The sequence below is a fragment of the Pseudoalteromonas sp. ND6B genome (assembly GCF_000764215.1).
Lineage (GTDB): Bacteria > Pseudomonadota > Gammaproteobacteria > Enterobacterales > Alteromonadaceae > Pseudoalteromonas > Pseudoalteromonas tetraodonis.
On sequence record NZ_JQFL01000001.1, the window covers coordinates 46,938 to 61,434 of the forward strand.

General features: G+C 41.6%; 7 protein-coding genes. 1 reads left to right on the forward strand and 6 read right to left on the reverse strand.

Annotated elements, in window-relative coordinates; genetic code table 11:
• Nucleotides 1-82: 82 nt before the first annotated feature.
• The 6 genes from ND6B_RS18675 to ND6B_RS18650 all read right to left on the reverse strand — a co-directional run bounded on the left by ND6B_RS18675 (nucleotide 83) and on the right by ND6B_RS18650 (nucleotide 12,194).
• Nucleotides 83-1,795, reverse strand: a complete 1,713-nt coding sequence (locus tag ND6B_RS18675; RefSeq protein WP_033102492.1) for an alpha-amylase family glycosyl hydrolase — start codon at nucleotides 1,793-1,795, stop codon at nucleotides 83-85.
• A gap of 86 nt (nucleotides 1,796-1,881) precedes the next feature.
• A complete protein-coding gene (locus ND6B_RS18670) occupies nucleotides 1,882-4,287 on the reverse strand; it encodes a glycoside hydrolase family 15 protein (protein ID WP_033102493.1) in 2,406 nt (801 codons plus the stop codon).
• Between the two features lie 14 nt (nucleotides 4,288-4,301).
• Nucleotides 4,302-5,789, reverse strand: coding sequence for an MFS transporter (locus ND6B_RS18665; protein ID WP_033102494.1), 1,488 nt, complete (start codon nucleotides 5,787-5,789; stop codon nucleotides 4,302-4,304).
• Nucleotides 5,779-7,641, reverse strand: a complete 1,863-nt coding sequence (locus ND6B_RS18660) for an alpha-amylase family protein (RefSeq protein ID WP_033102532.1) — start codon at nucleotides 7,639-7,641, stop codon at nucleotides 5,779-5,781. Before ND6B_RS18660 ends, ND6B_RS18665 begins: the two co-directional genes overlap by 11 nt.
• Before the next feature lie 149 nt (nucleotides 7,642-7,790).
• On the reverse strand, nucleotides 7,791-9,284 hold the full coding sequence (locus ND6B_RS18655) for a tryptophan halogenase family protein (RefSeq protein WP_033102495.1): 1,494 nt from the start codon (nucleotides 9,282-9,284) through the stop codon (nucleotides 7,791-7,793).
• 114 nt (nucleotides 9,285-9,398) lie between these two features.
• Nucleotides 9,399-12,194: a TonB-dependent receptor gene (locus ND6B_RS18650; RefSeq protein WP_024601766.1), complete on the reverse strand. Its 2,796-nt coding sequence runs from the start codon at nucleotides 12,192-12,194 to the stop codon at nucleotides 9,399-9,401.
• Nucleotides 12,195-12,852: 658 nt separating this feature from the next.
• Between ND6B_RS18650 and ND6B_RS18645 the strand changes: the two genes are divergently transcribed.
• Entirely contained in the window at nucleotides 12,853-14,493 is a 1,641-nt protein-coding gene (locus tag ND6B_RS18645; protein ID WP_033102496.1) for an alpha-glucosidase family protein, read from the forward strand.
• Nucleotides 14,494-14,497 lie beyond the last annotated feature (4 nt).

Consider the following 14,497-nt stretch of genomic DNA (forward strand, 5'->3'; position numbering starts at 1 on the left):
TGCGCTATAACTTGGGGGTAATGCAATTAAAGCATGTACATAAAAGGGGCTAACGTATGTTAGCCCCTTTTATGTAATTTAATTACAGTGTGTTATTCAGTAACAACAAACCATAGCCAGCGAGTTGCTCGTCATTGAGGTCGTGTTGCCAGCTAGGCGTTAACCCCTGACGTTTTATACCGCTGATGCTTTGCGGGTTAGCGGTTAAGTTAAGTACAAACATACTTTTACTGCCGTTTAACTCGCGGGTTATTTCGACAAGGCCGTTGTTATGCTGTGTTAATTCATAACGACCTTTAATACCCAGTTCTGGGCGCTGTTTTTTTTGTGCGATTAAGTGCTGATATAAACGCCAAATTGAATTAGATTGCGCTTGTTGCGTTTTTACATTGCGATCAGCAGCATTAATTTGCTGTGCTAAAAATTCAGGCCACCACTGGGTGTAGTTGTCACCAAACAGTTCAGCCTGCTCAACCCAACTTGTTTGAGCTTGAGTAAAGCCAGCTTGGTTGCTGTTATCCCACTGCATTGGCGCGCGTTTATACACATCGTGACCTGTGTCACCTTGTGTTAAGCCAATTTCTTCGCCGTAATAAATATACGGTGTACCAGGGGAGCTAAATAACATCGCAGCGGCCAGTTTTGCTTTATCGTCGTGCTCTGCAAGTTGATAAGCGATACGTTCTTGGTCGTGATTAGTTAAAAACGGCGCAAAAAAATCAAGCGGCGCAGTTGAATCAATACGTTGCTGTAAATTTTGTTTGAGCACATTGGCATCAACTGTATTCACTTGTTGATTAGATTGCATAGTGCCAAATTGCGCTTCACCACTGGCGTCGGGTTTTAATAAGCCCAGTATTTTATAGCCAACTTCAAAATCAAAGCCCTGATCAAGCCCTTTACCCTCGCCGTAGTATTTTGCCGCCACAGGAATATCTGCCCAGGCTTCACCCACCAAATATGCCTCAGGGTTTACACTTTTTACATACTGATTAAAGTGCTGCCAGTAAGCTATGGTTTCGTCTGTGTCGGCCTGTGTATTGCCGCCGCTTTCCATGGCAAAGCGTACAGCGTCTAACCTAAAGCCAGCAACCCCTTTATCAAGCCAAAACTTGGCCATTTTTTCCATTTCGGCAATAACATCTGGGTGGCGTAAATTTAAATCAGGTTGGCTTGCTCCAAACGCACCATAGTAATACTGCTGACGTGTTTCATTCCAATGCCATACTGCGTCGGGTTGGTCGTTATTACTCCATGCGTGGCCCCAACCGCTACCGGCTTTTGGCATATCGTCGCGCCAAATAAAGTAATCAGCATAAGGGGCTTCTTGTTTTGCTGAACGCTGAAACCATTCATGGTTACTTGATATATGGTTTATAACTAAATCAAGTATGACTTTCATGCCTTTATCATCAGCGGCTTTTATAAAGGCTTCAAACTCGGCCATGCTGCCGTAGTCGTTTTCTACTTGGTAAAATTCAGTAAAATCATAGCCATGATACGACGGTGCTTCAAACATCGGGGTTAACCACAGTGCATTTACGCCGAGCTCTTGTAAATACGGGAGCTTTTGGGTCATACCGTTAAAGTCGCCATGACCATCAGTATCGCTGTCGTAAAAACTGCGGGGCCAAATTTGGTAAAATACCGCATTTTGCCACCAAGGCGTTGCGTGTTGTTCAGTATTTAGTAGCGATGTTTCGGTGTTATTCGTGTTGTTATTTAATGATGGTGCGCTTTGGCAGCCTGTTAGCATGATTGCTAATGCTAATGCGCTCAAGGTAAATGTTTTCATTTCAGCCTCGTTATTATTGTAATAAATAACATAGCCGTATTTTACTATGGCTATGTTAATTAACCTGAACTGCGGATAGTTTGTGGTTATTTTAGTGCTTTAGTTACCACCGGATAATGATCCCATACTTGTTTGTCGCTTAGTGAGCGAACTAGCTTCACGTATTCAGCATGCGTCCACGCCAGTGGTGTGGCCGAGTTTGTACCCTCGCCTAACGTATATCCTGCTTTATTTACGCCTACGCCATCCCATACTTGTTCAGGTAGCATCATGCCTTGGTTAGCAAATTGCTCTAGCCCTTTTACATAGCTATTTTTAATAGCCTGTTGTTTTGTTGCATCTAAACTATTATTGGCATTTGCAGCGGCAATTTCGTAATGACCACGTTCACCGGTAAAAAATGGCCAAACTCGCCCACGTTGCCCTGGGCTATTTTTTCCACCTTGCGCATAGTTAGCGCCCGTTACTTCATCTTCACCGTACCCGTCGTTACCATAGCGGCGGTATCCTGCAAATGTGCCGCTGCCATCAGTAAACTCAAAGCTGTATTTAACTTGTAGGTTATCGGTTAGGGTTTCGTCATCATATTCTGGGAGTGTTTTTACTATGCTAGGCGCTAGTGCATCACGTACACCATAGCGAACGAGCTCTAAAAATCCACCATCGAGAATTTGCTTTTTATTAAACCCTTCACGGCCATTATTGGCGTTAATTTTAGTATTTGAATTGGCGTCTTTGTCTTGACCAATACGTATAAAATACTCGCCGTCTGATGCGTTTGATTCTAAATTTCCTGCGGTGGTAAACATCATGCTTTCTATATCGGCGTTGTAACTTTTTGCCGTTGCAAGGTAGCGTTTAGCATTTACCTCATCACCTGCCATTTTTGCAATATCAGCGGCGGTAATTAAACCGGCAATAACAGCAGCGGTGGTTGATGGCGAATACCCTTCTTGCTCTTCCCAACGCTCTTGTTGAGTCGCAGGTGGGGTTATTTGCATGTCGTTCCATAGGATTTTAGCGCGCCCACCGTCTACCAAAAAGTCAGCGGCCGGTTTTAACATGCGGGTATACCAATCAGTTAGCTCAGCATCACTTAACACATCTGCCTGATGAAGCTTCCACGCTAGCATAATAGGCATAGCGGTTTGGTCTAGCTGTACGCCTACCCATTCAAGTTCGCCATCTACGTGTGTTTTTTGTAAAAACCACCCTGTGTCGCCTTTGTTGCCCGGGGTTTTGCTGTTTACTTGTACTTTTTCAAGGTATTCGAATGCGGTTTTGGCTGTTGCGGTATCGCCTAGTGCCATAAATGCCATGGCAACTTGATAAAAGTCGCGCACCCATACCGCTTTGTAACCGGTAGAGCCGGTTTTCGCCGATACGGTTTCACCCCATGGGTTAGATAAAGAGGCAATAAGTGCCCCAGCATGAGTTTTGTCTTCTTGCGCTTTTAACACCATAGCACTGGTATAAAGTAATTTGCCGTTATCAGCGGTTTGTTCGCTCATGTTATTTAGTGGTGCAAGGCTTTGCAGGTAGTCATGCCAACCAAGCGCTTCGCCTTTACCGTTGTAATTATCAAGCACCGCTTGGTAACCTTTGGCTAACGTAGCTTGCCCTTGTTTAAAGCTGGTTTGTTCGCTATTACCAAAGCTTAGGGTTAAATCGAACTGGCTGTTTTCACCAATTTCACCCAGCTCTGCTAATAAACTAACATTCCCCGATTGTTCACCGGTATTTTTATAAACGTGGGTAAGCTGCTGAGTTGTTTTAAGCTGGCTTAAACCATCGCTCACACCTGTAAAACCAACACTTGTTTGTTTAAATGGCTGTGCACCTTGCAATGACAAGTAATTATCGCCCTGCCACGCTACCAACCCTTGCTCGGTGGTTTTTGCAAAGTCATCTAAGCCGTTGTTGTTTATATACGGGTTAACTGTTACATATGCTTTTATACCGTCAAGCTGGGTATTAAAAATACTGCGTACAAATAAGCTTTGACCGTCTGGGTCGGTAAATATATGTTTTTCGAGGCTAAAGCGACCTTGCTTATCTTTGCTTACTACTTTGTATGCTAATGATAACGGGCGGCCTTTATCGTCTTTGTATAAGTAATCAATGGTAACGTCTAAATCGTCAGCTTCAGTGACTGTAAAATCTTTTCCGACTACAACAAATTGCATGTCTTTAATTTGCGCTTGATGAATAAGCCCGAACATGGTTTCGGTGATCATCCCTTTGGCAATCGAAAACCATACTTTTGACACTTTACCTGTAGGTGCTTCGTCACTGTAATGGCCATTTTGGTATTGCTCAAAAGACGTGCCTATCCCAGTTTTGCCTGCGTATGCCCAAAATGGGGCTTCGCCTGGTGCGCCTGGCGCACTCACTGATGTTTGCGTTACTGCACTGGTTTGCGTATTTTTCACGCCACAACCTACAAGGCCTGCGGCCAATATTGTCGCGGTAATTAGGTTATATTTTTTCATTTTAGCCCCTTAAATTAAGACTGTTTAACACGCAGTACGGCAACCGCTGCAAGTACAAAAGACACAGCACCTAGCATCAATGCGTAAATAGGTTGATTTTGGAAAAAGTGACGAAGTATCAGGCCAAGTACACTGGCGGCTAATAATTGTGGGATCACAATAAAAAAGTTAAATATTCCCATATACACACCCATTTTATGACTCGGTACTGAGGTACTTAACATGGCGTAAGGCAACGACAATATAGACGCCCACGCAAAACCAATACCTATCATTGGCCAAATAAGTAAGCTCGGTTCTTGTATAAACATAAAGCTCGCCAAACCTAACGCACCTAAAATAAGGTTAAGTGCATGTGCTAGTTTTAAACCAACACGCTTAACGATGATCGGGATACATAAAGCCGCCAATGCAGCAAAACCGTTGTAAGCCGCAAATAAAATACCCACCCAGTCTGCACCATTGTTATACGCCGCTGAACTTGTGTCGCTGCTACCATAATGAAAACTGGTTACCGCTGAGGTGGTGTAAATCCACATGGCAAATAAGGCAAACCAGCTAAAAAACTGTACCCAAGCAAGTTGTTTCATCGCCTCTGGCATGGTGAATACATCGTTAACGACTTGGTAAAAGCCACCGCTGGTGTGGTTTTTTGCCTGTAGTGCGGCTGCAATAAATTGAATAACGCCAAAACTCACTAAGCCAGCTGCTAATAGGTACAGCTCTTTTTCTAGGTTTAATCCCGTGACTAAACCAAGTACGGCAAGCCCTAGCACGGTAAATACACTGCCGCCTTTACTAAAGTTAATTTGTGCACAAACCGTCTGTTCGACTTGAGCTTGCTCTTGTTGATTAAATGCGGCCAATTCCTCAGGTGAATATTCTTTGGTGGTTATAATTGTCCAGCCCACTGCGACCAGCAATACAACTGCACCAAAGTAAAATGAGTACTTTACTGAATCAGGAATTTGCCCTGCAGCGGCGGTGTTGGCAATATCAAACCAGTTTGTCATCATCCAAGGGAGTGCAGAAGCAACCACGGCGCCTACGCCTATAAAAAAGCTTTGCATTGCATAGCCCGTAGCACGCTGTTTGTTTGGTAGGTTATCGCCTACAAGGGCGCGAAATGGTTCCATGGTGACGTTAATCGATGCATCCATGATCCATAACATGCCCGCTGCAATCCAAAGTGTTGGTGAGTTTGGCATAATAAATAACGATAATGTGGTTAAAATAGCGCCGTATAAAAAAAACGGACGACGGCGACCTAATTTACCCCACGTTTTATCACTCCAGTAACCAATAATTGGCTGTACAATTAAACCGGTAAGTGGTGCTGCTACCCACAAAATAGGAATATCGTCGACATTCGCCCCAAGGGTTTGAAAAATCCGACTTACGTTACCGTTTTGCAGTGCAAAGCCAAATTGAATGCCTAAAAAGCCAAAGCACATGTTCCATATTTGCCAAAAGCTTAAGGTTGGTTTGTTATTATAATTCATGGTCAGCCTTATTTGTTAAAACGGCACTACTGAGTGCATCAAGGGTCAGCGTAAAGGTTGTATTTTGTTTCTCATCGCTCACCAAAATACCGTTATGCGACTCTAATAGATCGTAAAGCGTTGAGTTTGGTTTGAGCATTGTTGCTTGATTGGGCGTGAGCGTAATAGTGACTGTTTGCGCTTGCTGACTAAAGTTACTCAGCACCCATAATGATTGTTGCCCTAAGGTACGCACAAAACCAACCACGCTGTCACTCCCCGTGATCATCAGTTGCGCCATATCACCGGCAACAATCGCTGGTAAGTCGTTAAGTGCCATAATTGAAATGTAATATTGGCGTAATTGCGCTTGTTCAGTTGTTAACTGACCGCCATCAAATTTACCGTTGTTCATCCACGCTTGGTGAGCAGGAACACCAATATAGTCAAAAATACTGGTGCGAGTTGGGCTACCAAACCCCGCGTTTTCTGAGCCATCTTCACCGACATCTTGACCAAAATAAAGCAGGCTTGGCGAGCGACTGATTAGGTGAGAGACCACCATTGCTGGCTTGCCCAATGCGGCATCGCCGGCAAAATCAGGGCTTGCGATACGTTGTTCGTCATGGTTTTCTAAAAAGTGCAGCATATGTTGCTCTATGTCAGCCACTTTTTGCTGAGCATTAAAAATACTACTTGCGGCTTGCTTGCCTTGCATTATGGCTTTTAAGGTGTCGTAAAAGCCTACTTTGTCATACAAGTAATCCATTTTACCTTGGTGAATATAAGTTCGGTACATCAACGGGTTGTACACTTCGGCAAGTAAAAATGCATCGGGTTTATGCATTTTTATCGATGAATTTAAAAAGCTCCAAAATTCAACCGGCACCATTTCAGCCATATCATAGCGAAAGCCATCCACGCCTTTATCTAACCAATAAAGCGCAATATTTCTAAATTTATACCAGCTATTAGGCAACTCTTTATCTTGCCAAAAGGCGTAATGAGCGCGATAGTCTTGGTGTTCTAGCGCCTTAGGTAAAGTTGGAAAATCTAGGCTACCATCGGGTTTAACACCGTAGTTTACTTTTACTGTTTCGTACCAGTCGTTTATATCAGGCTGTGGAGAGCGTGCACCGTTTCCTGTCCATTTAGCCGGTGTTTCATTAAATTTCCCATCAGCTAAGGGATGAGAATTTCCGCCAAGCACTTGATAACTATCGCTCGAAGGCACTTGAAATGACTCACCGGGTACATAATAAAAGTTATTATTAACATCATAGTCTTTGCTGGTATCGTCTTGTTCACCAAAGTCTTTAACGCCATTAGGTTTAGCCGTTGAGTGGTAATCACGTGCAACGTGATTAGGCACAATGTCTATTATCACTTTCATATCATGATCGTGGGTACGTTCAATAAGTGCGCTAAACTCTTCGAGCCTGTTCGTTACATTTACCGCCAAATCAGGATTTACATCGTAATAATCTTTAATTGCATAGGGCGAGCCTGCACGCCCTTTAACCACATCTGGATCATCCTGACTAATACCATATTCGGTGTAATCACCCACTAAGGCATGATGTAAAACGCCGGTATACCACACATGCGTAGTACCCAACTCTTTAATACCTTTAAGCGCAGCATCGTTAAAATCAGCAAACTTACCCACGCCATTTTGCTCTTTAGTACCCCACGGAATATTAGCTGTTTGCGTATTACCAAATAAACGAGTAAACACTTGATAAACAACTGGCTTTACAGGCTCTGTCTTATTTACAACCGTTTTTGCTTGCGTGCTTTCATTATCATCACTGCAGCCTTGCACAACTAATGTGCTTGATAGCAGCAAGGGTATGTAAAATCTTTTTTTCATTGTGTGTGTCATTTTTATTTCAGTGTTGTCATTGGTTTATACTAAAGCTAACTGTAGTTTGGTTACAGTTGCTGCATACGTATTCACAGCTATATTCAGACCCTGTTAACCCAAAAATTAAACTGCCAGCATGAAACTTTTTTGGGGGCTTACTTTGGTTTTAAACTACTTAAAAATACGGTGTGACTTGGCAGTTGCTCTACCGTTGAATTTATTAATGTTTTTAAATTACTAAATAACTCGGCTAATTGCTCATTGGTTAATGAATCTGCTAGTGCACCGTAATCATCGGGTAATAGGCCTTGACCTATCATGACTTGTTGCCACGCCACTTCGGCAAATAACTCATCGTTTTCGCGCACTACTTTGCCCGTTTGTTTAAATAAATCCATTTTATGCGCTAACGATTGCGGAATTTCCATTTGCTTACATTGACGCCAAAATGGAGTATCTTCCCGCTCACTTAGCTTATAGTGCAAAATAATGAAGTCACGAATATGCTCGATTTCACTGATGCTTTGCTTATTAAATTCTGTTACTAACGCATCACTAACCCCATGGTGAGGAAATAACTTAATTAAACGCGTCACAGCACTTTGTATTAGGTGAATACTGGTTGATTCAAGTGGCTCTAAAAACCCACTCGATAAGCCAATGGCAACGACGTTTTTATGCCACTGTTTTAAACGACGACCCGTTTTAAACTTAATTAATCGGGGTTCAGTAATAGGCTCTGCAGGAAGATTATTGAGTAATAATTGTTTTGCATCGTCATCAGATATATAGCGGCTACAATATACTAAGCCATTCCCCATTCTGTGCTGTAATGGAATTTGCCACTGCCAACCGGCACTGTGCGCAATTGAACGTGTATAAGGTTTTAATTCATCATTTGATGCTGTTTGTACTGCAATGGCGCTATCGCAGGGTAAGTAGTGCGACCAATCTACAAACCCAGTATTGAGTGTTTGCTCAATCAATAAGGCACGCAAGCCCGTACAATCTAAAAATAAATCGCCACTGATACTGCTGCCATCATCAAGGGTTAGGCTCTGAATATTGCCACTGGTTGGGCACTGAATGACCTCATTAATTTTAGCATCTAGATGTTTTACTCCCCGCTCTGTGGCTAAGTGCTTTAAAAACTCAGCATACAAACTGGCGTCAAAATGATACGCGTAGCTTAATCCTGGCAACGACGTGTTAGAAATGGTATTCAGTGGAGCAAATTTATTGTTTTTCGCAGCCTGATAATTTAATGAAAAATCCCAAAAATCATCTTTGTTGCCTTGCGTTTGGCCTTTAAGCCAAAAATTATAAAAGTCACAAAAAGGGAAGTTTTTACCCAAAGTGCCAAACGCATGCATATAACTGTGTGCTGAGCTTTTCCAGTTTTCAAACTCAATACCAAGCTTAATCGTCGCGTTAGTGGCATTTATAAAGTGTTGTTCATTGATACCCAATGCATTATTTAGCTGCATTATAGGGGGTATAGTGGCTTCCCCTACGCCCACTGTGCCAATGTGAGTTGATTCTATTAGGGTAATATTAATTACTTTACCTAATACTTTATTTAACAGTGCAGCAGCTATCCATCCAGCTGTACCACCGCCTGCAATGACGACGTGTTTTATTGGTTTCATATGTTTGTCCACGTTTTGCTGTGTATTAAAGCCGCTTAAATAATTTATTAGGTAAAGTCACTATAAAAAAGCCCCTGTAAAACAAATCACAAGGGCTTTTAAAAACAACTTAAATTATAGCTTGTAACTTACACCGAGTAAGTAAGTACGGCCATAATCTTGGTAGTCACGCACTTGCAGCGCATTATCGCCTTGCAATGAAGTAAACGCTTCTTCGGTAATGTTTTGAATTTGGAATGTCATCGACAAGTTTTCAAAACCAGCAATGCCAGAATCAGCAAAATCATAGCCTACTTGCGCATCCCAAATAGTCTCACCAAGTATATCGACTTGTTGTGTTGCAAAACCTGAACCGTAGATATCACCTTTAAAGTCACTACGCTTACGCATGCTAGTACGTGCTTGGAAACCATTGCGTTCGAAGTACACAGTTAAACTATCAATTTTGTCTGACAAACCTGGTAGTTCGTAATCGTTTCCGTTTTGATCTTGCAAGTCTTGCTCAACGCTGGTGTGGCTGGCAATTAAACCAAAACCTTCTAACGATTCATGTAATACGCTGAAAGGGAATGATAATGAAAGCTCATAGCCCCATAAATTACCATCACCACCGTTGACTTTACTTGAGCGAGTTGCTGTATTTCTATCCGCAGGTGGGACTTCACCCGTTGCTGGATCTTCTTTACCAGTTACATCTACATCGTAACGCTCATCAAAAATCCATTGGTCAATGTCTTTATAAAATAACGCTGCTGAAAAGTACCCTTCTGCATCAAAGTAGTTTTCGTATGTTAAGTCAAAGCCTGTTGCTTCTTTTGGTTCAAGCTCTGCATTACCACCAGAAATCGACCAGTAGTTACCATTTTCGTCTGGCTTTTCGCTGTTATAACTTGTTTCAATCGATGCATGCATTTCATCAAGGCGAGCACGAGAAATTGTTTTAGCCGCACCAAAACGAATTGTTTGCTCTTGGTCGATTGCAAAAGATAAGTTCAAGCTTGGCAATACATTTGAATAGTCGTGGCTAATGTCGGTAGGTGATGCTACCACTAAACCATTAATATTTGATGCTTCAAAGCCTTGCGAAGATTGCTCAGTGCGTACATAGCGTATACCCACATTACCTGTTACCGGTATGCCACCAATCTCTGCATTAATATCTGCTTGAATAAATGCAGCGGTAACTTCTTCTTGTACCGTCCACGAACGGGTTAAATGTTTTTGATCCGTTAAGCTTTCTTGTAGTAGATCATAATAACCATCATTTACTAGGCCATTAGTGTCATAAGCAATCATATCCCCCATGCCAATAAAGTCTAAACTTGCTGAGCCTAAACGGTATTGCTCTGGTACTGATACCATACCTGGGTTATCTAACGAGAAATCTTTTAAAGTCATGAAGTAACCTTCAGACTGTTTTACTTTCTCACGGTCGCGGTAAGATAAACCAAAATTAATACGGCTAAAGTATTCGTTTTCTAGTACTTTACTGGCCGCTAACTTAAGCGTTGAAAGCTCATCGCTAATTTCTGGGGCATTAATAAAGCCATCTTGTGCGGTATTTTGATAAGGTGTGTCATTTAAGCCGTACTTATTATTAAGCGCAGCACTGCTGCCCCACGATAATGGGCCGCCTAATTGAATTAGGTCATAGTCGCTGTAATCAAGCTGATGAGTAAATTGTGCACCCGTATTTCCGCCGTCAAATGCATACCCTATGTTATCAGCAACACCATTTGAATCGCCACGGCCCGTACCAGAGTAACTTTCAATACTCCAAATCGTACGATCTACTTCTGAGCGGCTGGCATCAAATTCAACTGACCACTCATCGTTAATATCGTATTTAGCGTTAAAACCAAATTGTGATAGCTCTGCTTTACGCTCTTCATAGTCATTTCGCACAACAACGCGCTGACCTTCTGTTACTGCACTGGTAATAAAGCCAGACTGCTCATCAACAGTAACACTATTTGGGTCGATGCTACCTTGACCCCAAGCGAAAGGTACTTCAATACCACGTAAGATTTTTTCATCGTTGAAATCTACATATAGTGCATCAAACGTCATGTTTAAACGGTCATTTGGCGCAGCTTCAACAACAAGCATAACTGAGTCACGCTCAAGGGTTGATGATCGTACGAAAGGTTTAGCGCCGCCTAAAATTGAATAGTTTTGTCCATCATTTCCTGTAAACTCAGGGTAACCCCAAGAATTCCAACGCTTTTCTTGGTTTGGTGAGCTCATAGTATTGTAAGCAAATGCAACACCTATGGTGTCATCTGCAAACTGATCTATGTATGAAACGGTACCACGAAAACCTTTGTCATCGCCATCTGGGTTTAATTTATCAAAGCTAGTTTGCTCATACTGACCATTAAACATGATCACTTGCTCACCTTTACTTAAAGGCTTTACCGTTTGCATATCAATTACACCGGCAATACCTTCTGCTTCAATGCTAGCACTTGGCGTTTTATAAACAGTTACACCGCTCATAATTTCTGACGGGTAAAGGTCAAACTCAACACCACGGTTGTCACCAATAGATACCTGCTCACGGCCATTAAAGGTGGTTGCACTTTCGTTTTCACTAAAACCACGAACACTTACACGACTAGCACGACCATCAAGACGTTGTGCTGTTAAACCTGGTAAACGTGCGATTGACTCTGCAATAGATGAATCTGGAAGTTTACCAATATCTTCTGCAGAAATTGACTCAACGACCTGTGTTGAAAAACGCTTAGTATTAATTGATTCAACAACACTACCGCGAAAACCTTTTACTTCAATGATTTCTACATCATCATTTTTTATTGTTTCTTCTTGTGCCGCAGTGGTGGCAAAGCTTGATAGTCCGGCAGCAGTTAATGCTAGCGTTAGTATACTTGGTTTGAACATAGCCATAATGTTTTCCCGTTACCCATAATGTGATACCCGCTTACTTGCTTAAGTGATAGTTAAGCCTGCGAGCTTATTTTGTTGTCAGGATGAATATTAACGCTCGTATTATTTTATTAACAACTTTATGCATACGTATTCAAAGTTACACCACACGCATTAAGTTAACATTAAATTTACACGCTATTTTATAAGTGACTGTTTTATTATGAGTTATTTTAGTGCAATTAGCATTTATAGCTTTAATGATAGTCATTATTTATTTTTTGATAAAATAAGTGTGTCATTAAACATAAATAAAGTGACACGACGCTATTTTATTTTCTAATTTATTATTATGGAGAACATTTATTTATGTACAATTGGTAAGACCAATATTAATAATCACCAATTTAGTGCACCCCCTTATTTTTAAGCACCTAAATAACGCAAACAATAAATTAACAATTTAACAAACCAAATTGGTAAAGAGATATTCAATAAACCGGCATTAAAATCGATGAAATAAGCGATTGATTTAACCTCTTTTAATGGCCTTAAAACGGTGCATACGTATGCAGACTTTTTACAGTATGACGGGCTTCAAGTATGCTTTTTCAAATAAACGAGGATTAACACCTCTAAAAAAGAACAACACAAAGACAGTGTGAAAACGGAGAAAGGCATGGCCCAAAAGCAATGGTATAAAGGTGCGGTTATTTATCAGGTTTATCCGCGTAGCTTTCAAGATAGCAACAACGATGGCATTGGTGACTTAAAAGGGATAATTAATCGCATTGATTACATTAAAAGCTTAGGGGTGGATGCTATCTGGATCTCACCTTTCTTTAAATCACCTATGAAAGATTTTGGTTATGATATTAGCGACTATCGCGATATCGACCCGCTTTTTGGTAACTTAGATGATTTTGATGAGCTCATTGCGCAAGCACATCAACGCGATATTAAAATTATTATAGACCAAGTGCTTAGTCACACCTCAGATCAACACCAATGGTTTATTGATAGCCGTGAAGATTTAACCAACGATAAAGCTGATTGGTATGTATGGGCTGATGCTAAAGAAGACGGAACAGCACCAAACAACTGGTTGTCTATTTTTGGTGGCGGTGCATGGCAATGGGAGCCGCGTCGTGGACAATACTACTTACATAACTTTTTCACGGAACAGCCTGATCTTAACTTTCATAACCCTGATGTTCGCCAAGCTGTACTAGACAATGTTGAGTTTTGGCTTAAAAAAGGCGTTGATGGTTTTAGGTTAGATGCAATTAACTTTTGTTACCATGACGCACAGCTTCGTGATAATCCTGCAAAACCAAAAGAAAAGCGTCAGGGCCGTGGTTTTAGTGAAGACAATCCGTATGCTTTTCAGTATCACTACTACAATAATACGCAGCCTGAAAATATTGAGTTTATGCGTGATATTCGCACCTTGCTCAATAAATACCCAGGAACCGTGTCGCTGGGTGAAATTTCATCTGAAGATTCATTAGCCACCATGGCAGAATACACCCAAGGCGGCGATAAACTACACATGGGTTACAGCTTTGAGCTACTAACTGATGACTACTCGAGTGAATATATAAGAAACACCGTTACTACACTTGAACAACGTATGACTGAAGGCTGGCCTTGCTGGGCATTTAGTAACCATGACGTAGAGCGCGTTGCAAGCCGTTGGAGCGAAACGGGTGAAGTAAACCCTGCGCAATGTAAGATGTTAACCGCCCTATTGGCCTCGTTACGTGGTAGCGTGTGTATGTACCAAGGTGAAGAGCTCGGGCTCGGTGAAGCAAGCGTTGCGTTTGAAGATTTACAAGACCCATACGGCATTACGTTTTGGCCAAACTTTAAAGGCCGTGATGGTTGTCGTACCCCAATGCCTTGGGAAAACCTTGATAGCTCACATGCCAATGCTCACAATGCGGGCTTTAGTGAAGTAAAACCGTGGTTACCTGTTGATCAACAACATAGGCTGCAAGCAGTTGCTGAGCAAGAGAATGATTCAAACTCAATATTAAATGCGTACCGTGAATTTATGGCATGGCGTAAAAACCAGCCGGTATTACTTGAAGGTGATATTGAGTTTTTACAAACCGAAGAGCCAATCTTAGCGTTTTACCGTACTCTAAACGATGAAAAAATGTTGTGTGTATTCAATTTGAGTGCTTCACAAGCAAAACTTACTATTAATGCAAGTGTTGAAAATGAACATAACGACCTTTCTCATCACAACGCAAAGCTTGATAATGAAACACTGACAGTTGAGCCATTTGGTTGTTATTACGCCCACTGCAGTTAATATT

Coding starts and splice junctions, on each gene's coding strand:
- ND6B_RS18675 (WP_033102492.1), bottom strand. CDS start 1,795: ATGAAAACATTTACCTTGAGCGCATTAGCATTAGCAATCATGCTAACA.
- ND6B_RS18670 (WP_033102493.1), bottom strand. CDS start 4,287: ATGAAAAAATATAACCTAATTACCGCGACAATATTGGCCGCAGGCCTT.
- ND6B_RS18665 (WP_033102494.1), bottom strand. CDS start 5,789: ATGAATTATAATAACAAACCAACCTTAAGCTTTTGGCAAATATGGAAC.
- ND6B_RS18660 (WP_033102532.1), bottom strand. CDS start 7,641: ATGAAAAAAAGATTTTACATACCCTTGCTGCTATCAAGCACATTAGTT.
- ND6B_RS18655 (WP_033102495.1), bottom strand. CDS start 9,284: ATGAAACCAATAAAACACGTCGTCATTGCAGGCGGTGGTACAGCTGGA.
- ND6B_RS18650 (WP_024601766.1), bottom strand. CDS start 12,194: ATGGCTATGTTCAAACCAAGTATACTAACGCTAGCATTAACTGCTGCC.
- ND6B_RS18645 (WP_033102496.1), top strand. CDS start 12,853: ATGGCCCAAAAGCAATGGTATAAAGGTGCGGTTATTTATCAGGTTTAT.